This is a genomic window from Pseudomonas sp. C1C7 (assembly GCF_013359595.1).
Lineage (GTDB): Bacteria > Pseudomonadota > Gammaproteobacteria > Pseudomonadales > Pseudomonadaceae > Aquipseudomonas.
The window spans coordinates 20,507-38,822 of the sequence record NZ_JABFMP010000030.1 but is presented as its reverse complement, the minus strand read 5'-3'; the positions used below and the strand labels follow the sequence as shown (position 1 = coordinate 38,822).

General features: G+C 61.6%; 18 protein-coding genes. 8 read left to right on the top strand and 10 right to left on the bottom strand.

The window, feature by feature from the left end; all coding sequences use genetic code 11:
• Positions 1-44: 44 nt before the first annotated feature.
• Positions 45-482 (top strand): short chain dehydrogenase, encoded by a 438-nt coding sequence (locus HNO86_RS22235; RefSeq protein ID WP_175379079.1) that lies wholly within the window; start codon positions 45-47, stop codon positions 480-482.
• Between the two features lie 14 nt (positions 483-496).
• Here the strand turns inward: HNO86_RS22235 and HNO86_RS22230 are convergent, their stop codons facing one another.
• The 7 genes from HNO86_RS22230 to HNO86_RS22200 form a co-directional block, all read right to left on the bottom strand.
• The gene (locus HNO86_RS22230) at positions 497-1,369 is read right to left on the bottom strand and encodes a mechanosensitive ion channel family protein (protein WP_175379078.1); all 873 of its coding nucleotides are present in this window, start codon (positions 1,367-1,369) and stop codon (positions 497-499) included.
• 269 nt (positions 1,370-1,638) lie between these two features.
• Positions 1,639-3,636 carry a U32 family peptidase gene (locus HNO86_RS22225; protein ID WP_175379077.1) on the bottom strand — a complete coding sequence of 666 codons (1,998 nt, stop codon included), beginning with the start codon at positions 3,634-3,636 and terminating at the stop codon, positions 1,639-1,641.
• Between the two features lie 199 nt (positions 3,637-3,835).
• Positions 3,836-4,216 (bottom strand): RidA family protein, encoded by a 381-nt coding sequence (locus HNO86_RS22220; RefSeq protein ID WP_175379076.1) that lies wholly within the window; start codon positions 4,214-4,216, stop codon positions 3,836-3,838.
• A gap of 67 nt (positions 4,217-4,283) precedes the next feature.
• The gene (locus tag HNO86_RS22215) at positions 4,284-5,405 is read right to left on the bottom strand and encodes an agmatine/peptidylarginine deiminase (protein WP_175379075.1); all 1,122 of its coding nucleotides are present in this window, start codon (positions 5,403-5,405) and stop codon (positions 4,284-4,286) included.
• 59 nt (positions 5,406-5,464) lie between these two features.
• Positions 5,465-6,568 carry an extracellular solute-binding protein gene (locus HNO86_RS22210; protein ID WP_175379074.1) on the bottom strand — a complete coding sequence of 368 codons (1,104 nt, stop codon included), beginning with the start codon at positions 6,566-6,568 and terminating at the stop codon, positions 5,465-5,467.
• Position 6,569: 1 nt separating this feature from the next.
• Positions 6,570-7,478, bottom strand: coding sequence for an N-carbamoylputrescine amidase (aguB, locus tag HNO86_RS22205; RefSeq protein ID WP_175379073.1), 909 nt, complete (start codon positions 7,476-7,478; stop codon positions 6,570-6,572).
• 4 nt (positions 7,479-7,482) lie between these two features.
• A complete protein-coding gene (locus HNO86_RS22200) occupies positions 7,483-8,535 on the bottom strand; it encodes an agmatine/peptidylarginine deiminase (protein WP_175379072.1) in 1,053 nt (350 codons plus the stop codon).
• A gap of 135 nt (positions 8,536-8,670) precedes the next feature.
• Here HNO86_RS22200 and HNO86_RS22195 point away from each other — a divergent pair, with 135 nt between their 5' ends.
• Positions 8,671-9,525, top strand: coding sequence for a LysR substrate-binding domain-containing protein (locus tag HNO86_RS22195; protein ID WP_175379071.1), 855 nt, complete (start codon positions 8,671-8,673; stop codon positions 9,523-9,525).
• Positions 9,526-9,822: 297 nt separating this feature from the next.
• On the opposite strand, the gene HNO86_RS22190 is transcribed toward HNO86_RS22195, so the two are convergent.
• Positions 9,823-10,155 (bottom strand): hypothetical protein, encoded by a 333-nt coding sequence (locus tag HNO86_RS22190; RefSeq protein ID WP_175379070.1) that lies wholly within the window; start codon positions 10,153-10,155, stop codon positions 9,823-9,825.
• Between the two features lie 208 nt (positions 10,156-10,363).
• On the opposite strand from HNO86_RS22190, the gene HNO86_RS22185 reads away from it, so the two are divergent.
• The 4 genes from HNO86_RS22185 to HNO86_RS22170 all read left to right on the top strand — a co-directional run bounded on the left by HNO86_RS22185 (position 10,364) and on the right by HNO86_RS22170 (position 14,155).
• Complete coding sequence (locus HNO86_RS22185; RefSeq protein ID WP_175379069.1) at positions 10,364-10,600, top strand: hypothetical protein; 237 nt, start codon at positions 10,364-10,366, stop codon at positions 10,598-10,600.
• Between the two features lie 295 nt (positions 10,601-10,895).
• Entirely contained in the window at positions 10,896-12,455 is a 1,560-nt protein-coding gene (locus HNO86_RS22180; protein ID WP_175379068.1) for a multicopper oxidase family protein, read from the top strand.
• The gene (locus HNO86_RS22175) at positions 12,452-13,588 is read left to right on the top strand and encodes a hypothetical protein (protein ID WP_175379067.1); all 1,137 of its coding nucleotides are present in this window, start codon (positions 12,452-12,454) and stop codon (positions 13,586-13,588) included. Before HNO86_RS22180 ends, HNO86_RS22175 begins: the two co-directional genes overlap by 4 nt.
• Positions 13,589-13,591: 3 nt before the next feature.
• Positions 13,592-14,155 carry an SCO family protein gene (locus HNO86_RS22170; protein ID WP_175379066.1) on the top strand — a complete coding sequence of 188 codons (564 nt, stop codon included), beginning with the start codon at positions 13,592-13,594 and terminating at the stop codon, positions 14,153-14,155.
• A 68-nt stretch (positions 14,156-14,223) separates the two neighbouring features.
• On the opposite strand, the gene HNO86_RS22165 is transcribed toward HNO86_RS22170, so the two are convergent.
• A complete protein-coding gene (locus HNO86_RS22165; protein ID WP_175379065.1) occupies positions 14,224-15,159 on the bottom strand; it encodes a Ppx/GppA family phosphatase in 936 nt (311 codons plus the stop codon).
• Between the two features lie 223 nt (positions 15,160-15,382).
• On the opposite strand from HNO86_RS22165, the gene ppk2 reads away from it, so the two are divergent.
• Positions 15,383-16,276 carry a polyphosphate kinase 2 gene (ppk2, locus tag HNO86_RS22160; protein ID WP_175379122.1) on the top strand — a complete coding sequence of 298 codons (894 nt, stop codon included), beginning with the start codon at positions 15,383-15,385 and terminating at the stop codon, positions 16,274-16,276.
• 150 nt (positions 16,277-16,426) lie between these two features.
• Here the strand turns inward: ppk2 and HNO86_RS22155 are convergent, their stop codons facing one another.
• Positions 16,427-17,425, bottom strand: a complete 999-nt coding sequence (locus HNO86_RS22155) for a bile acid:sodium symporter family protein (protein ID WP_175379064.1) — start codon at positions 17,423-17,425, stop codon at positions 16,427-16,429.
• Between the two features lie 300 nt (positions 17,426-17,725).
• Between HNO86_RS22155 and HNO86_RS22150 the strand changes: the two genes are divergently transcribed.
• Positions 17,726-18,313 carry an amino acid synthesis family protein gene (locus HNO86_RS22150; RefSeq protein ID WP_175379063.1) on the top strand — a complete coding sequence of 196 codons (588 nt, stop codon included), beginning with the start codon at positions 17,726-17,728 and terminating at the stop codon, positions 18,311-18,313.
• The last annotated feature ends 3 nt before the right edge of the window (positions 18,314-18,316 follow it).

The window sequence follows — 18,316 nt, the reverse complement described above, 5'->3', positions numbered from 1 at the left end:
GGCGGGCTTTTCAGTTGATCGCTTACAACACGGAGGACCGCACCATGATTGCTCCAGCCACCGGCATGAAGCCGGGCGAGCGTTACGTCGTCGACAGTGTCGAGCGCGCGCATCACTTTCCGGGTTTTTTCCTTGATGGCAAATACTACCTGGGCCCCGAACTGCAGACCGCCGTCGGCTGGCTCGAGGGTCAGCAGTTTTTCTACGATCAGCTCGACCCGACGGGCGAGCCGGTGTTTCCCGGCCGGATTGCCGGCATTGTCGAGGACCTGACCTTGACCCTGGGCGATGGCGCACGCCTGGAACTGAGCCCGGAGCCCTTTCGCGCCCGGGTCGATATTGCGCTGGCCAGGATAGATGCACGGCCGCTCCAGACATTCGCGCAACGCCCTTCCCCTTTGCTCGTGGCCGCGGCGGCGTTGCTGGTCGGAGGTTGCTTGCTGTTGATCAATCGCATTGGCGGCCGAAACCGCCAACGCTGAGCCATGAAGCGGCCTTACTTGCCTGCAAGCGGTCCCGGCAACGCGGCGCCTTGCTGGAAGATCACCGTCTGCGCCGGCATTGGCGCCGGGAAACCGGCTTCGCCGAGGGCATCCTTGATGATGCGGTTGGTGTCGAAATACACCTGCCAGTAATGCTCGTTGTGGCAGTACGGACGCACCGCCAGCACCGGGCCGACCAGGTTGAACTCGAGAATCTCCACGTCGATCGCCGGGGTTTCCAGCACGTTGGGAACGGCGGCGATTTTCTCTTTCAGCAAGGCCGCCGCGGCTTTCCAGTCAGCGGCACCGGACAGCTGAGCCTTGAGCTCGACCCGGCGGAACGGGTTGTGGGTGTAGTTCTGGATGTTGTCGCTGAAGATCTTGTTGTTGCCCACCAGGGTCAGCACGTTGTCCGGGGTGTTGATCGAGGTGGCGAACAGGCCGATCTCCATTACCGTACCGGTCACGCCGCCGGCACAGATGAAATCGCCGACCTTGAACGGCCGCAGCACGATGATGAAGGCGCCGGCCGCAAGATTCGCCAGCAGCCCCGACCAGGCCATGCCGATCGCCAGGCCGACCGCGGCGAGCAGTGCCGCGAAGGTGGTGGTCTGCATGCCCAGGTAGCCGAGGATGGCGATGACCAGAATGATGTTCAGGGTGACGGTGATGGCCGAGCCGACATAACGCAGCACGGTCGGATCGACCTTCTGCTTGCCGAGGGCCTTTTGCACCATGCCGACGGCAAATCCGATCAGCCAGCGGCCGACGATCCAGAAACCGATGGCGACCAGCACTTTGACCGCAAAAGCGACACCATAAGCCTGCACGACTGCAATAAGTGCGTTGAACTTCTCGGTGGTTACATTAACGATTGTCTCGTCCATGGCAGAAGCTCGCAAATAAGGGATGACCTCAAGACGCTAGCACAGCCTTGGCGGGCCGCCAGTTTGGGGGGGGGCAGAAGGCATCGCGAGCAGGCTCGCTCCCACAAGGGGACGCGACATAACGCATTATTTCTGTAGGAGCTGCCGAAGGCTGCGATCTTTTGATTTTGCTTTTAAACAATTAAAAGATCGCAGCCTCGTTTCACTCGACAGCTCCTACACAGCTCCTACACAGCTCCTACACAGCGCCTGCAGGTAGCCGAGTGGACTTAGTGCGGGGCGCGGGGGATGGTTTTGAGCAGGTCTTCGGGGCTGATGTAGCCGACCACGGGCTGCACGCTGCCAGGCTGCGGCATGTTGAGGATGTGGCCTTTCATCTTGCCGATGATGTGCATCTCGCACGGCTTGCAGTCGAACTTCAGGGTCAGCACTTCATCGCCGTGGATCAGTTGCATCGGTGCGACCTTGGTCTTCACGCCGGTCACGCCCTTGGCCTGTTTCGGGCACAGGTTGAAGGAGAAGCGCAGGCAGTGCTTGGTGATCATCACCGGCACTTCGCCCGGCTCCTCATGGGCCTCGTACGCCGCGTCGATCAATTTCACCCCGTGACGGTGATAGAAATCCCGGGCCTTCTGGTTGTAGACGTTGGCCAGGAACGACAGGTGCGATTCCGGGTACACCGGCGGTGGCGTGGCCTCGGCCTTGCGACCGCCGCGCGGATGCGCCTTGACCCGCGCCACGGTCAGCGCCTCGATCACCTCGCGGCGCAGGGCCTTGAGCTGCGAGTTGGGGATGAAGAACGCCTGCGGCGCGTCCAGCTTGATGTCGGTGGCGTGGTACTCGGTGGTGCCGAGTTGGCCCAGCAAGTCGCGCAACTGCTCCAGCGCCTGCTCCGGCTTGTTGGCCACACCGAACGGACCGTTCAGGGTCACGCTGGCGCTGACGCCCTCCTCGCTGGTGGCGGTCAATTGCAGGCGCTGCTCGTCCAGACGCGCGACCCAGGCCACGCCGATGCGACGCTCGGCGGAGGTCTTCTGCAAGGCCTGCTGCCAGTTGTGGTCCAGGTTGCGGCTCAACGGATGGTTCGGACGCAGCTTGTACAGGCCTTCCGGCATTTCGTTGGGCTCGACGCGGTAGCGGTAGCGCTTCTCGCCGTCTTCCTCGAATTCACCCTTGGGCTCGGCGATGTTGGTACGCCAGCCGACCACTTCACGCTTGAGCAGCACGTTGAGGCCGTCGCCGTTGGACAGCGGCTCGTGGGTGACCACTGTCAGATCGCGCTTGCCGACCTTTTCCACCACACCCACCGGCAGGCCGGTGAAGGTCGGCGAATCGAAGGCGCCGATGTCGACCTTGCGGTCGGTCACGAAGTAGTCGGTGCTGCCACGGTGGAAGGTCTTGTCCGGATCGGGCACGAAGAAGTGCGCGGTGCGGCCGCTGGAGGCGCGGGCCAGGTCCGGGCGGTCTTCGAGCACATCGTCCAGGCGCTGGCGGTAGTAGGCGGTGATGTTCTTCACGTAGCCCATGTCCTTGTAGCGCCCTTCGATCTTGAACGAGCGCACGCCGGCTTCCACCAGGGCGCGGATGTTGGCGCTCTGGTTGTTGTCCTTCATCGACAGCAGGTGTTTTTCGTAGGCGACCACACGACCCTGGTCGTCCTTGAGGGTGTACGGCAGACGGCAGGCCTGGGAGCAGTCGCCACGGTTGGCGCTGCGCCCGGTCTGCGCGTGGGAAATGTTGCACTGGCCGGAGAACGCCACGCACAGCGCGCCGTGAATGAAGAACTCGATCGCCGCCTCGGTCTCGTCGGCGATGGCGCGGATTTCCTGCAGGTTCAGCTCACGGGCCAGTACCAGTTGCGAGAAACCGGCCTGATCGAGGAATTTCGCCCGGGCCAGGGTGCGGATGTCGGTCTGGGTGCTGGCGTGCAGCTCGATCGGCGGGATGTCCAGTTCCATCACGCCCAGGTCCTGGACGATCAGCGCATCGACGCCGGCATCGTACAACTCGTGGATCAGCTTGCGCGCCGGCTCCAGCTCGTTGTCGTGCAGGATGGTGTTGATGGTGGTGAAGACCCGCGCGTGATAGCGATGGGCGAATTCCACCAGGCCGGCGATATCGCTCACCTCGTTGCAGGCGTTGTGGCGTGCGCCGAAGCTCGGGCCGCCGAGGTAGACGGCGTCGGCACCATGCAGGATCGCCTCGCGGGCGATGGCCACGTCACGGGCGGGGCTGAGCAATTCCAGGTGATGTTTGGGCAAGGACATATGTTTTTTTAGTCAGGCGGTCACGGTCGAGGGGCGCATTGTACCGGCGAATTGCCTGACGGGCATCTGTGTGCTGCCGGGTGGTGGGGAGAATGCACAAGTGAGGAGGAAATTGTGGCGAGGGGGCTTGTCGAAACGTCGCACCGCCCCCTCGCCACAGGTAAGTGCGTCTGGCTTTACTGACCAGGTTTGGCGGGAATCAGGCCTTGGCGGCCATGGCCACGACTTCCACGCGCATGCCTTCCACCGCCAGGGCGGCAACGCCGACCGCGGCGCGTACTGGCCATGGCTTGGCGAAGAAGCGCTTGTAGACTTCGTTGAACGCGGCGCGGTCGGTCATGTCGGTGAGGTAGATGGTCAGGTGCATGACCCGGTCCATGGAGCTGCCGGCGCCTTCCAGTGCAACCTTCAGCGCTTGCAGGGTGCATTCGCTCTGCACGGTGATGTCGCCCAGTTCCAGGGTACCGTCGAAGCGGGTCGGGATCTGCGTGGTCATCAGGATGCCGTTGAACTCGGCAACATCGGAGGAAATGGAATCCTGGTCGGGATCGGGATAGAAGACGACGTCTTGATTGGCCATGGGGCTCTCTTGTTCGAGGAAGGTAAAGGGACGTCCGCCAGTCTAACAGACGCCCCCACTCCCCCTGCTAGACCCTTGGCTGATGACTGGTCACACAGTGAATGCCCCCGCCACCGGCGGCGATGGCGTCGATATTGAGCTGCACTACTTCGCGATCCGGATAGAGCCTGGACAGCAGGTCGAACGCCTTGCGGTCGGCCTCCTTGTCACCGAACTGCGGTGCGATGATCGCCCCGTTGATCACGAAATAGTTGATGTAACCGGCGGCAAAGTCGTCATTGCCCTGGCTGAACTTGCTCTTGCGCGGCTTGAGCGGCGGCGACACGGTGTGCACCTGCAGCTTGCGACCATCGGCGTCCGTGGCGTTCCTGAGGATCTCCAGATGGGCCTTGGTGACCTTGTTGTCGTAGGACCGCGGGTCGGTGTCGAGGTTGGCGATCACCACCCCCGGCTTGACGAAACGGGCATAGAAATCGACATGGGCGTCGGTGATGTCCTTGCCCTTGATCCCCGGCAGCCAGATGATCTTGCGCAGGCCCAGACGGAATTTCAGCTCTTCCTCGACCTCGGCCTTGGTCCAGTCGGGATTGCGGTTGGCGTTGATCCAGCTGCTTTCGGTCATGATCCCGGTGCCGTGACCGTCCACTTCGATGCCACCGCCCTCGCCCACCAGCTCGCTGCGCAGGTAGCTGGCCTGCTCGTTCCTGGCGATCAGCGCCGCCAGCCGCGCATCCTTGCCGTGCCGCTGCTTGTTGCCCCAGCCGTTGAAGTTGAAATCCACGGCGCCCAGCCCGCCCTTGCCATCGACCACGAAATTGGCGCCGATGTCGCGCATCCAGATGTCGTCCAGCTCGGTGATGACGTAGGTGACATTGGCGCTGCCGCAATGCGCCTCGGCCAGGTCCCGTTCGCTCTTGCGGCAGAACACGGTCAGCGGCTCATAGTCGGCAATGGCCCGCGCGATGCGCCCGAGCGCCGCTTGCACGTCCGGGGTGAAGTCTTCCCAGACCGCGTCCTGGGCGCCGAAGGCGATGAAGGCCTGCTCATGTTTGTCGCCCTCATCGGGCATGTACCAACGCTCTGCGCTGGCCGCCAGCACGGCGGCGGGTGACAGGCCGAGCCCGGTGAAAGCGGCTCCCATACCGGCAAGCACCGATACCTGTTTGATGAATTCGCGACGCGTCGACATGTAGGTGTTCCTGAAAATGGGCCGGCAGATCGTGCCGGCCTTTGACTACGGGTTCGGGTTTACTGGCTTGTGGCCGTTTTGAACTTGGTCCAGGTGCGCATGCGGGCACGCATGTCGGCCTGGGGAATATCCTTGCCCGGGATCAGGCGCGCGTAGGTGGCTTCATCAATATAGATGTCCGGGTTGTCGCGCATGCTCGCATCCACACCTGGCCGCGCCTTGGCGTTGGAAGTCGGGTAGCCGGTGAAGTTGCTGATGGCCGCCATGTTCTGCGGGCGCATGACGAAGTTGATGAACGCATAGGCGTATTCCGGGTGTTTGGCGTCCACGGGAATGGCCATGGTGTCCATCCACACCGTCGTGCCTTCCTTGGGAATGCGGTACTGGAAGGTGGTCTTCTTGCCGGCCGAATCCGCGGTGCGCTGCGCCTGGGTCATGTCGCCGCTGTAGCCCAGGGACAGGCACAGGTTGCCGTTCACCAGGTCCGTCACCGGTTGCGACTGGAACTTGCGCACGTACGGCCGCAGTTTCTGCAGCAAGGCGCTGGCTGCCTTCAGGTCCTCCGGCCTGGCGCTGCGCGGTTCGCGGCCCAGGTAGTGGAGCACCACCGCCAGCACCTCGTCAGGGGAATCGATCACCGAGATGCCGCAATCAGCGAACTGCGCCGCCAGCTCCGGTTTGAACAGCATGTCCAGGCTGTTGACCGGGGCATCGGGCAGGCGCTTTTTGATCTGCTCCTGGTTGTAGGTCAGGCCGATGGTGCCCCAGGTGTAGGGCACGGTGGCCGCGCTGGAGTGCTCGTATTGCCCGCGCAGTTTTTGCAGGCCCGGCTCGATGTCCGACAGTTCGGTGAGTTTCGAGCGGTCCAGGGGCAACAGGCTGCCGGCGCGCATCAGGCGCTCGGCCACGGTGTCGCCGGGGAAGATCAGGTCGTAACCGCTGCCACCGGCGAGCATCTTGGCTTCCAGGGTTTCGCTGCCGTCCATGACGTCGTAGATCACCTTGATCCCCGTTTCAGCAGTGAAACGGCTCAGGGTGTCCTCGGCGAAATAGTCGGCCCAGTTGTACAGCCGCAGGGTTTTCTCCTCGGCATGCAGCGCAGGTGCCGCGGCGCTGACCGCCAGTGCGAGGACGGCGGGCAGCAGTCGATTGAAGGTACGCATGTCAGACCCCCTGGGCATTCCAGCGTGCATGGATGTGGCGACCGTCCAGGCCCAGCATGGCCCCGTACATTTCCGGGCGACGGTCGCGGTAGATGCCCCAGCTCAGGCGCTCTTCGCGCATGGCCGCAAGGTCCAGGCCGTGCACCAGCACACCGGTGCTGTCGCGGTCGGCCTCGACGAGCAGTTTGCCCTTGTGGTTACTGATGAAGGACGAGCCGTAGAAGCTCATCTGCAAGGTCGGATCCGTGGTCGCCGTTTCCCGGCCGACGCGGTTGGACGCCACCACCGGCAGAATGTTCGCGGCCGCGTGACCGCGCATGGTCATCTGCCAGTGATCGCGCGAGTCCAGCGTCGCGCAGCCAGGCTCGGAGCCGATGGCCGTCGGGAACAGCAGCACTTCAGCGCCCATCAGGGCCAGGCAGCGGGCGGTTTCGGGGAACCACTGATCCCAGCAAATGCCCACGCCGATGCGCCCGAACGCGGTGTCCCAGACCCGGAAACCGGTGTCGCCGGGGCTGAAGTATTCCTTCTCCTGATAGCCGATGGCGTTGGGGATATGGGTCTTGCGGTACACCCCCAGCAGGCGCCCGTCGGCATCGGCCACGCACAGGGAATTGAAGTAGGCGTTGCCGGCCTTCTCGAACCAGCTCAGGGGCAGCACCACGCCCAGCTCCCGGGCCAGCGCGGCGAAGCGCTTGAGCACGGTGCTGTCGCCGAAGGTCTCGGCCAGGGCCAGGTGCTGGTGGCTTTGCTCGATGCAGAAATACGGCGTGGCGAAGAGCTCCTGCAACAGGATCACCTGGGCTTCCTTGGCGGCGGCTTCGCGGACCAGTTGCTCCGCCTGATCAAGGTTACCTTTCAGGTCCCAGGTGCAAGGCATCTGGGTGGTGGCGACGGTCAGAATCGTCATGGCATCAACCCTCCACCGGCCAGGCCGGTTGCTGTTGGGTGATGCAATGCACCCCGCCGCCGCCATGGGCCAGATGGTTGATGCGCACCGGCACCACTTCGCGCCCGGGGAAGGCCTGGGCCAGGGTTTGCGCGGCGACGTCATCGGCGGCGATGCCATAGGCCGGCATGATGATCGCGTCGTTGGCGATGTAGAAGTTGGTGTAGGAGGCGCAGAACACTTCGGCTTCAGTGTCCACCGCTTCGCTGGCCTCGAACAGCTCGATCATGTCGAACTTGCGCCCACGCGCATCGGTGGCCAGTTCCAGGGCGCGGCGATTTTCCCGGGCGACTTCGGCGTACACCGAGTTCTGGTCGCGGGTGGCGTCCACCAGCAATACACCGGGGCGAGCGAAGGCGCAGACGCCATCGACGTGGCCGTCGGTCATGTCGCCGGTGACGTAGTCCGGATCGCCCGGCAGCCAGATGGTTTTCTTCACGCCCAGCAGGCGGCTGAAGATCTCTTCCATCTCGGCCTTGCTCACGCCCGGGTTGCGGTTGGGGTTGAGCAGCACCGATTCGGTGGTGATCAGCGTGCCTTCGCCGTCGACATGAATGGCGCCGCCTTCGTTGCTCAGCGGCGTGCCGAAGCACGGCAGGCCCAGATGATTGAGCACGCGACGCGCCAGGCCTTCGTCCAGGTCATGGGCCGACTTGCCACCCCAGGCGTTGAAGCGCCAGCTGACCCCGGCCAGACCTTGTTGCGGGTGGCAGACGAAGCTTGGACCGGAGTCGCGGCACCAGCTGTCGTTCACCGAAAGTTCTATCAGCTCGATGTTCGGACCGCACAGGGCCTTGGCGCTGGCGACGGCGGACGGATCGACGACCATTTTCACCGGTTCGAAACGGGCAATGGCGTTGGCCACGCCGGCGAAATCCTGCTGAACCTGGGCCAAGGTCACACGCCAGCCCGACTCCCAGAGTTCCTTGTTGTGCGGCCAGACCATCCAGGTGGCGGCATGGCGGACCCACTCCGCCGGCATCATCCAACCGCTGTTTCCCATCTCGTTCTGCTGCATGATAAAAAGCCCTTTAGTTAAGCCATTGTGTTCAATGAAAACTGCCTTGACAGTCTTGGCATGCATGCTACGGCGCGTAAAACGGGCGAACAAACGATGGATTTTGCAGAAAAGTGATTAGAGGAACTTATCAATATGCTCAAGCACTGGCCGCCGCTCAGCACCCTGCGCGGCTTTGAAGCCGCCGCCCGCCTGGGCAGTTTTCACAAGGCCGCCGAGGAGCTGCACCTGACCCAGTCGGCCATCAGCCAGCAGATCCGCAGCCTCGAGGCGTACCTTGAGCAGCCGCTGTTTTTCCGCAGCGGACGCAGCGTCAGCCTGACCGACGCCGGCCACGACCTGCTGAGCACCACCCAGGCGATGCTGCAGCAACTGGCGGTGGGCATTCGCAGGCTCGGGCAGTATCAGAAACCCAACCAACTGGTGCTCAACACCACCCCGGCCTTCGCCCGTCACTGGCTGCTGCCGCGTCTTGGGGATTTGCGCCGTCGGCATCCGCAGGTCGATCTGTGGATTTTCAGCACCGATGAAGTGCCGGACATGGCCACCCAGACCATCGACATCGCCGTGCGTGATGACATCAGCTCCCAGGCGGAGTGCAGCTTCAAGGTGCTGTGTACCGATCGGCTTTATCCGGCGTGTCACCCGGGTTTGTTGGCGCTACCGCTAGAGCAGCGCACGACCCTGCATGGCGAACGGGAGATGGATTGGAGTCATTGGGCGGTGGAATCGGGGATTGATGTCGGGCAACAGGACCAGGGGCTGAACTTCTCCGATCCGGGGTTGCTGTTGGATGCGGCTTGTGCGGGGCTTGGGATTGCGTTGGTCAGTCAGTTGTTGAGTCGGCAGGCGCGCGCGAATGGGCAGTTACAACCACTGGTGGAACAAACCATCCGCGGCCCCAATTGGGCGCTGCTGACGCATCGGGACAGTGAGACCAATGCGCGCAGCTTCAGCGAGTGGCTGATCGAGAATCTGCAGACTCAATAGCCATCCCTTGTTAGAGCGGGCTTGCCCGCGAAGGCGTCGGGTCAGCCACTGCTTATGTCGACTGACACACCGCTTTCGCGAGCAAGCCCACACAGTGGTTTTGGGTATATCCGTGAAATCGAGCTGGCTGTCAGGCCGCCATCGCTGGCAAGCCAGCTCCCACAGGTTTTGTGGTGAACACAAAATCTGTGATCCACATCGAACCAATGTAGGAGCTGCCGAAGGCTGCGATCTTTTGATCTTCAAAAGCAAAATCAAAAGATCGCAGCCTTCCGCAGCTCCTACACGGGACCGCGATCAGGCCGTAGACATGGCAATCGTGATAAACACCGTAGTAACAGTCGTAAGCGTAAGCCCAAACAAAAACAATCCATCCGCAATCCGCTCCAACCGGTGATTGCGCTTGACCTTGCGCGTACGCAGCGCCCAATACGCAATCAAACAGGTCATCAGATAAATGATCGCATTGACCGCCAACAGATTCTGCCCGATCAAATCCTCCTGGCGAATATTGATCACCACTCGAAGAATCCCCACGACCGTCAGACACACCCCCACCATTGCCCCGGACGAGGCGAAGATGTGGACGCAGATGTCGTCATCCAGCGCACTGTTGCGCTCGTCTGTCATCGATGCACCTCGTCATCAAAAAGAACGGCACCCCACATACCCCGAATAGCGTAATCCACCTCTTTGAATCGGCCCTCCCCGCCCCGGAAATTCTGATAGTCGGCGCACTTGCCCAAACGACCAATGGCTTGGCGACAAACACTGGTTGCAACTAGTTTTTATTCTCTAATACAAACACTGGCGCGGAACAAAACAGGAGCCGACAAACATGCGAATGCTCAAAACAATCCTCATTGCCTCACTGCTGGTCACGGGTGCAGCCTCTTACATAACCATCGCCCACGCCGAAGACGATATTGAAAAGGACGTGCGTGATGGCGTCCGAGACCTGGACCACGATGTCGATCGCGATGGAAAGGATATCGATAAGGAAGCCAGGAAACTGGATAAGGAACGGCACAAGGAAGACAAACATCTGGACAAGGAAGCGAAGAAAGATCTTTGAGTGTTTCAACAAAACAACACTATTTGATACTCAGCCTTTCCATCGCCCACTGATGTAAATGACAGGGTCAACTTTTAAAACATGCAACTCATCGGATAGTAAATAGCATCAATTCGCAAAAACTTGCGTGCCAACATTGCTGTTCTAGACTGCGGAAAGTTGCGCGCAACAGCCTCTACTTCATACAGGGTGAGGCTTGGCGCGGTGTGCCCGCGGCTCAGCTTCGGCAACCCACAGGCAACCCACAGGCGAACTGCATTCGTAGTTCATCGCCAGGCCAACGAAGGTCGCGATCATGCCCAGAGCTTTCAGCGTCCGTTCCCTTGCACTGCACGCAAACCTGCTGGCTATCGCGTTGACCGGTTGCTCAACGCAGCACGCCAGCGAACCCGCCTCGCCACCTCTGCGACAGAACCCCGAATTCACCTACGATGCCAGCGGCGTGACCCATGCCACGCTGACGGCCGCCGAGCAGCAGGTGAATGTGGGCAATGAGCGCTACGTGTCCCTGGTGTTCAACGGCGATTACGATTCGCCACTGATTCGCACCCGGCCGGGCGGAACCATGGCGATTCGCCTGGACAACCGCATGGACGAAATCACCAACCTGCATTTCCACGGCATGCAGGTGTCGCCACTGGACGAAGGCGACAACATTTTCCGCGTGACCCAGCCGCACAAGATCGGCGAGTACAACGTCAAGCTGCCGCTGGCTCACAGCCCCGGCGCCTACTGGTATCACAGCCATTTCCACGGCGGCTCCCAGCGCCAGGTCTCGGCGGGGATCGCCGGGCCGATTCTGGTGGACGGCATGCTCGACCCCTTCCCCGAACTCAAGGGCATCAAGGAACAGGTGCTGGTGCTACGCAATTTCCAGAAAACCCTGACCGGAAAAGTCGCCAGCGAAATCATCACCAGCGCCCCGTCGATCCGCACGATCAATGGCCAGGAAGTGCCCACCATCGACATCAGGCCCGGGGAAACCCAGCTCTGGCACTTCATCAACATTGCCGCCAACCAGTATTTCCGCATCAGGATCAATGGCCAGTCGATGCAGGTGCTGTCCCGGGACGGCAATACCGTGACGCGCCGGGTCGACACCAAGCAGGTGCTGATCGGGCCGTCGGCGCGCTTCAGCGTGCTGGTGGTCGGGCCGCCCGCCGGCACCTATGAAATCGAAGCAGGCTCGGGCAACACCGGGCCGGCGGGCGACCAATACCCGGGCGTCAAACTGGCGATCCTGCGCTCCAGTGGCGCGCAGGTGGCGACCAAGCAGATCACCAGCGCCTACCCGCCCGCCGAAGACTTCAGCAAGATTGCGGTGAACAAAACCCGCCAGTTCGCCTTTCAGGACTCGGACACCGACCCCAATGCGTTCCTGATCAATGGCACGCGCTTCGAGCTGGACCGGGTCAACACCACGGTGAAACTCGGCGACGTCGAAGAGTGGCGGCTGTTCAACCCGTCCCAGGAATTGCACCAGTTCCACATCCACCAGGTCGATTTCCAGGTCACCGAGATCAACGGCAAGAAGGTGGAGTTCAGCGGCTACCGCGACAACGTGTTCATCCCCGCCACCGGCTCGATCACCGTGCGCATCCCCTTCCGCGATCCGGTGATCCTCGGCAAGTTCGTCTACCACTGCCACATCCTCGAACACGAGGACGGCGGCATGATGCAGGCGATTCAGGTGGTCAAGCCCGAGGACTACGAACAGGCGGTCAAGCTCGAACCTTTGGGCGGCCTGTACGGTGAAAACAACCAGTTGTGCTCCTACCTGCGCAACACCGGTCAGGACCCGAAAGCGTCCAGCCCGCTGGTCAAGTCGCAGGTCGATAAGGGGTTCGCGCCATGAACAACTATCGCCTGGCAATGTTAGTGATGGGATCGGTGTGCGGCATCGAAGCGACCCTGGCCGATGACGGGCAGTACCCCAACGTCGGCATGGATTACGACGCGACCTTCCAATACGACCACGTGCATTCCGACTCGCCCCAGGGCGGCAACCGCAACAGCACCGACGCCTACCCGGACATCAACGCGACCTTCTACTTGCGCTTCACCCATGACCAGCAGATCCAGCTGTCCGCCGAGATCAACCCCATCGACGGGCCGGAGCCTGGGCAGAAGCGTTTCTTCGAGGACGTGGGCCTGGTGATCAACGACCTCAACTACTACCAGAACAACGCCAACTCGGCGTTCATGGTCGGCAAATACCACGTGCCCTTCGGCCGCGCCCAGGACCAGGCACCGGGCCTGTACACCGAGGATTTCGTCAGCACCTACGACCTGGACGGCATGCTCGGCGGCACCGTGGCGTACCGCTTTTTCGATCAGCGCCTGGGGATGATCGAGCCGAACGTGAGCATCTACACCGCGGACAATTCATTCCTCGGTCGTCCGTACTTGCGCCATGGCGAGAAGCTGGAGCGCAGCGACGGCGGACCTTCCAACACCGGCAAGCTCGACTCTTATGCGGTGACAGTCAACTGGCTGGCGATTCCGGCGATTCCGTATCTGGAACTGCAGGCCGGCTACATGTTCAACAAACAGGCCGAGGACGAGACCCAAGCCACGCCGCCGGGCGAGGACGATGAGACCATCAAGATCGCTTCGGCCCGCTACATCTGGGCCTGGGAGCCGAGCACCGATCTTGAGCCGACGCTGGAGGGTCGTTACTTCGATATCGTGCCCTTCATCGAATTCGCCGATGTGGAAAGCGAAGGCGGGATCAAGGGCAACGACACCCGCTACCTGACCACTTCGTTGACCTTCGATTTCGGCGACTGGTCCGTCGGCGCAACCCGCACCGACAAGCATCGCGAATCAACGGGTGGCGCGGATCGCCAGGATTATCTGAACGAACTGAGCGTGACCTACAACATCACCGGCCAGATCAAGCTCGGGGTGTCCGCCGGCACCCAGAAAGAGGACGGCCAGATGTCCGAACTGGTCGGCCTGGCGCTGACCTATTCCGGAGGGTTTTGAAGGATGAAGTGGCTGATCGCCGTGCTGTTGACGGCAATGACCGCGAGCACCCTGGCCGCGACCCGCACCGATATCGGCGGGCCGTTCCAGCTGACCAATCAGAATGGCCAACGGGTCAACGAACGCAGTTTCGGCCAGCCGGCGCTGCTGTATTTCGGCTTCATGACCTGCCCGGCCATCTGCCCCACGGACCTTGCGAAAATGGCCCGCATCAGTCGCCAGCTACAACAGCAGCAAGGCATCAGCGTGCGACCGATCTTCGTGACCATCGACCCGGAGCGAGACACGCCGAAAAAGCTCAAGGAATACGTGAATTTCTTCGCCAGCGATTTCGTCGGCCTGACCGGCTCGGCGCAGGAGATCACCCGCATCACCGATGCTTATCACGTGTATTACAAGAAAGTGCCCACCGGGGATAAGCCGGGGGATTACATGATGGATCACTCGACCATTCTGTTCCTGCTCGACAGCCAGGGGCGCTACCTGAAGCATTTCGGGCGGGGGCTGGATGAGAAGGAAATCGAGAAGCAGGTGGCGGCGGCGTTGGCGGATGCGGCTGGGCGATGAACATCCACGCAACCTTTTATGAATGCGTACCCTCGCCACAGGGTTTTTCATCATCCGCAAGATGCATGTCAGTGCCGCGACATCAGGCCATGAAGAACCCCGAAACGCAGACCGGGCTCCGACGGGGTCATGTGATTGATACCAAACACCTTGAACGCCGCCAGCATCAGCACCAACCCACCCGGCAGGATGCTCATGCGATGGGCCTGCAACCCCGCCAGCTTGAGCTTCTTCACGTGACCCACCTCCAGCAGCCGCAACGACAGGCGCAGCAAACCGCTGTAGGTGATGCCGTCCTGCCCCGGATCATTCAGACCATTGGCATTGAGAATCCGCGCCAGCATGCGTGCCGTGCCTGAAGAACCAATGGTCTGCTGCCAACCCTGGGCACGATAACGCCGGGCAACCTTGTCGAACTCGAGGGTAGCGACCAGTTCCGCTTCGAGCAGCGCCTGGGCGGTGATGCGTCCGCCGGCAAAGTAGCGCGCACCGAAAGTGCCGCTGCCGATGGCGATGCTCTGGGAGACCAGCGGCTCGCTGCCGCGCCCCAGAATCAGCTCGGTCGAGCCGCCGCCGATATCCACCACCAGCCGCATGCTCTCGGCACAGGGATTTCGATGGGCCACGCCGGCGTAGACCAGACGGGCTTCTTCCTGCCCGGAAATGACGTCGATGGGAAACCCCAGGTGGCGTTCGGCGCTGGCCAGGAACAGATCGGCATTTTCTGCTTCGCGCAACGCGCTGGTTGCAACGGCCCGCACTCGCCCTTGCTCAAAACCCCGCAATTTCTTGCCGAAGCGCGCCAGTGCCTGCCAGCCGCGATCCAGTGCCAGCTCATCCAGCGCCCCGCCCTGAAACCCTTCGGCCAGCCGCACAGGCTCACGCAGGGTTTTCAGCTCCCGAATCATGAACGCCTGGTTGCGTTTGACCGGCTGGCCGATCATCAGGCGAAACGCATTGGAGCCCAGGTCAATGGCAGCAAAAAGGGAGGCATCACCTTTCATGGTTGAGGTTCCTGGCAGTTTTCTTGTCGGCCCGGCAGCGGCGTTGCACCGCACGCTGAAGCTGTTTGCGACGATCCTGCCACGCACTTGGTGACATCCCGATGACAAGCCAATTAAATCTGCCATCACCTGTTCGTCACTACGCCGTCACATACCGCGGCATAGCATGCTGATTTCCACCTTCGTCGGAGTTCTGACCATGTTGTTGACCAACGACACCCTGATGCAACGCATCCACCGCGAGCTGCTCGACCACAGTGACGAAGAACTGGAACTGGAGTTGATGGAGGACGATCACGACCTGGGCTCACTGTTCAGCGATCACCTGGGCGACAGCCCGCAACGGCAGGAGCGCCGCCGCTACTTCAGCGAGTTGTTCCGCCTGCAGGGTGAACTGGTGAAGCTGCAGAGCTGGGTGGTGAAAACCGGCCACAAGGTGGTGATCCTGTTCGAAGGTCGCGATGCGGCGGGCAAAGGTGGCGTGATCAAGCGCATCACCCAAAGGCTCAACCCGCGGGTCTGCCGGGTCGCCGCCCTGCCCGCGCCCAACGACCGCGAACGCACCCAGTGGTATTTCCAGCGTTATGTCTCGCACCTGCCGGCCGCCGGCGAAATCGTCCTGTTCGACCGCAGTTGGTACAACCGCGCCGGCGTCGAGCAAGTGATGGGGTTCTGTAACGAAGACCAGTACGAAGAGTTCTTCCGCACGGTGCCTGAGTTCGAGCGGATGCTCGCGCGTTCCGGCATTCAGTTGATCAAGTACTGGTTCTCGATCTCCGATCAGGAACAGCACCTGCGCTTTCTCAGCCGCATCCATGACCCGCTCAAGCAATGGAAGCTCAGCCCGATGGACCTGGAGTCCCGCCGTCGTTGGGAGGCCTATACCAAGGCCAAGGAAGTCATGCTCGAACGCACCCACATCGCCGAAGCGCCGTGGTGGGTGGTGCAGGCTGACGACAAGAAGAAGGCGCGGCTCAACTGCATTCATCATCTGCTGAGCCAGATGCCGTATGAGGAAGTGGAGTTGCCGGCGATCGAACTGCCGGAACGCGTGCGCCAGGAAGACTATTCGCGCAATCCGACGCCGCCTGAAATCATCGTGCCGCAGGTTTACTGAGGGTCAGGCCGTAATGAATTTGTAACCTTGCTGCCGCAATACTGGCGGCATACACCGCGTGCTTTTTCCCGCCGTCCTTTATGGGCGGCTTTTTTTTGCCCGTTTTTTACCTGTGGGAGCCTGCTCGCCCCCACAATCGGTGCGTTGGGGTCAGGGATCGACTTGCCCCATCAGCTCCGCCACCGATTCCTGGCGCCTGGCATAACGCTGCGCCAGCACCGCACACACCATCAGCTGAATCTGGTGGAACAGCATCAGCGGCAAGATCAGCACGCCGATGGTGCTGCCGGCGAACAACACCTGTGCCATCGGCACCCCGGTCGCCAGGCTTTTCTTCGAACCGCAGAACAGGATGGTGATGCGGTCTTCCTGGTTGAAGCCGAAGGCCTTGCCCAACACAGTGGACGCCACCAGCACCAGACCCAGCAACACACAGCAGGCCACCACCAGCCCCGCCAGATCCCGGACCGGAATCTGATGCCAGATGCCCTCATTCACCGCTTCGCTGAACGCGCCGTAGACCACCAGCAGAATCGAGCCCTGATCGACGAACTTCAGCCAGTTCTTGTTGCGGCCCACCCAGTCGCCGATCCAGCGACGGGCGATCTGCCCGGCGATGAACGGCAGCAGCAGTTGCACGCTGATCTTGAGGATCGCATCCATGGTCGAGCCGCCGTCACCATGCACATTGAGCAGCAGGGTCACCAGCAGCGGCGTGAGGAAGATCCCGAACAGGCTGGACGCCGCCGCGCTGCAGATTGCCGCCGGAATGTTGCCCCGCGCCAGGGAGGTAAAGGCAATCGCCGACTGCACCGTGGCAGGCAATGCGCACAGGTAGAGCATGCCCATGTACAGGTTGTCGCCGACCAGCGGTGACAGCACCGGCTTGAGCGCAAGCCCCAGCAGCGGGAAGAGGATGAAGGTCAGGCTGAAGACCAGCAGGTGCAGGCGCCAGTGGCCGGCGCCGGCAATGATCGATTCGCGCGACAGCTTGGCGCCGTGCAGGAAGAACAGCAGGGCAATGGCGATGTTGGTCAACCAGCCAAAGCCCACCGCCACCTGGCCGCTGGCGGGCAGGAAGCTGGCGAGAAGGACCACGCCGACCAGGGTCAGGGTGAAGTTGTCGGGTAAGAAGCGGGGGCGAGTCATGGGGGTCATCCGGGTTTGCCAGGAACGTGGGGACGACTCTACTCCCCGGCGCAGAGGCCGGCTAACGCTAGTAAGCCAGTACATGTCGCGTAACGGACAAATCTCATCGTACACAAACATCTGGACCGACACTGCCCGCTCCCGCAGGGATCCATGACATGCCCGGGACCTGCAACAGGCACCCGCACAGCGCTTTTCATCGCCTTGCGACCAGAAACTCATTCTAGCCTCTTGCACAACCGGTATTATGGTATACCATCAGACGCACAGACACTCTTAAACCCCAGTACGGAGCAGCTCATGAGTTTCGAAATCCGCAAGATCGTCAGCTATGTCGAAGAAACCTTCATCGAAGGCGGCAAGGCCACCGACAAACCCGTGACCATGGTCGGGCTGGCCGTTGTGATGAAAAACCCGTGGGTCGGCGGTTTCGTCGAAGACCTCAAGCCTCAGATCCGTGCCAACTGCTCTGACCTGGGCGCGATGATGGTCGAGCGCCTGACCGGCATCATCGGCGGGGCCGAGAAGATCGAGGCCTACGGCAAGGCTGCAGTGGTCGGGGCTGACGGCGAAATCGAACACGCCTCCGCCGTGATCCACACCCTGCGCTTCGGCAACCACTATCGCGAAGCGGTCAAGGCCAAGAGCTACCTGAGCTTCACCAACAAGCGCGGCGGTCCGGGCACCTCGATCCAGATCCCGATGATGCACAAGGACGACGAAGGCCTGCGCTCGCACTACATCACCCTGGAAATGCAGATCGAAGACGCCCCGCGCGCCGACGAAATCGTCGTGGTCCTGGGTTGCGCCGACGGCGGCCGCATTCACCCGCGCATCGGCAACCGTTACATCGACCTGGAAGAACTGGCCGCTGAAAAAGCCCAGTAAGAC

Coding starts and splice junctions, on each gene's coding strand:
- HNO86_RS22235 (WP_175379079.1), top strand. CDS start 45: ATGATTGCTCCAGCCACCGGCATGAAGCCGGGCGAGCGTTACGTCGTC.
- HNO86_RS22230 (WP_175379078.1), bottom strand. CDS start 1,369: ATGGACGAGACAATCGTTAATGTAACCACCGAGAAGTTCAACGCACTT.
- HNO86_RS22225 (WP_175379077.1), bottom strand. CDS start 3,636: ATGTCCTTGCCCAAACATCACCTGGAATTGCTCAGCCCCGCCCGTGAC.
- HNO86_RS22220 (WP_175379076.1), bottom strand. CDS start 4,216: ATGGCCAATCAAGACGTCGTCTTCTATCCCGATCCCGACCAGGATTCC.
- HNO86_RS22215 (WP_175379075.1), bottom strand. CDS start 5,405: ATGTCGACGCGTCGCGAATTCATCAAACAGGTATCGGTGCTTGCCGGT.
- HNO86_RS22210 (WP_175379074.1), bottom strand. CDS start 6,568: ATGCGTACCTTCAATCGACTGCTGCCCGCCGTCCTCGCACTGGCGGTC.
- aguB (WP_175379073.1), bottom strand. CDS start 7,478: ATGACGATTCTGACCGTCGCCACCACCCAGATGCCTTGCACCTGGGAC.
- HNO86_RS22200 (WP_175379072.1), bottom strand. CDS start 8,535: ATGCAGCAGAACGAGATGGGAAACAGCGGTTGGATGATGCCGGCGGAG.
- HNO86_RS22195 (WP_175379071.1), top strand. CDS start 8,671: ATGCTCAAGCACTGGCCGCCGCTCAGCACCCTGCGCGGCTTTGAAGCC.
- HNO86_RS22190 (WP_175379070.1), bottom strand. CDS start 10,155: ATGACAGACGAGCGCAACAGTGCGCTGGATGACGACATCTGCGTCCAC.
- HNO86_RS22185 (WP_175379069.1), top strand. CDS start 10,364: ATGCGAATGCTCAAAACAATCCTCATTGCCTCACTGCTGGTCACGGGT.
- HNO86_RS22180 (WP_175379068.1), top strand. CDS start 10,896: ATGCCCAGAGCTTTCAGCGTCCGTTCCCTTGCACTGCACGCAAACCTG.
- HNO86_RS22175 (WP_175379067.1), top strand. CDS start 12,452: ATGAACAACTATCGCCTGGCAATGTTAGTGATGGGATCGGTGTGCGGC.
- HNO86_RS22170 (WP_175379066.1), top strand. CDS start 13,592: ATGAAGTGGCTGATCGCCGTGCTGTTGACGGCAATGACCGCGAGCACC.
- HNO86_RS22165 (WP_175379065.1), bottom strand. CDS start 15,159: ATGAAAGGTGATGCCTCCCTTTTTGCTGCCATTGACCTGGGCTCCAAT.
- ppk2 (WP_175379122.1), top strand. CDS start 15,383: ATGCAACGCATCCACCGCGAGCTGCTCGACCACAGTGACGAAGAACTG.
- HNO86_RS22155 (WP_175379064.1), bottom strand. CDS start 17,425: ATGACTCGCCCCCGCTTCTTACCCGACAACTTCACCCTGACCCTGGTC.
- HNO86_RS22150 (WP_175379063.1), top strand. CDS start 17,726: ATGAGTTTCGAAATCCGCAAGATCGTCAGCTATGTCGAAGAAACCTTC.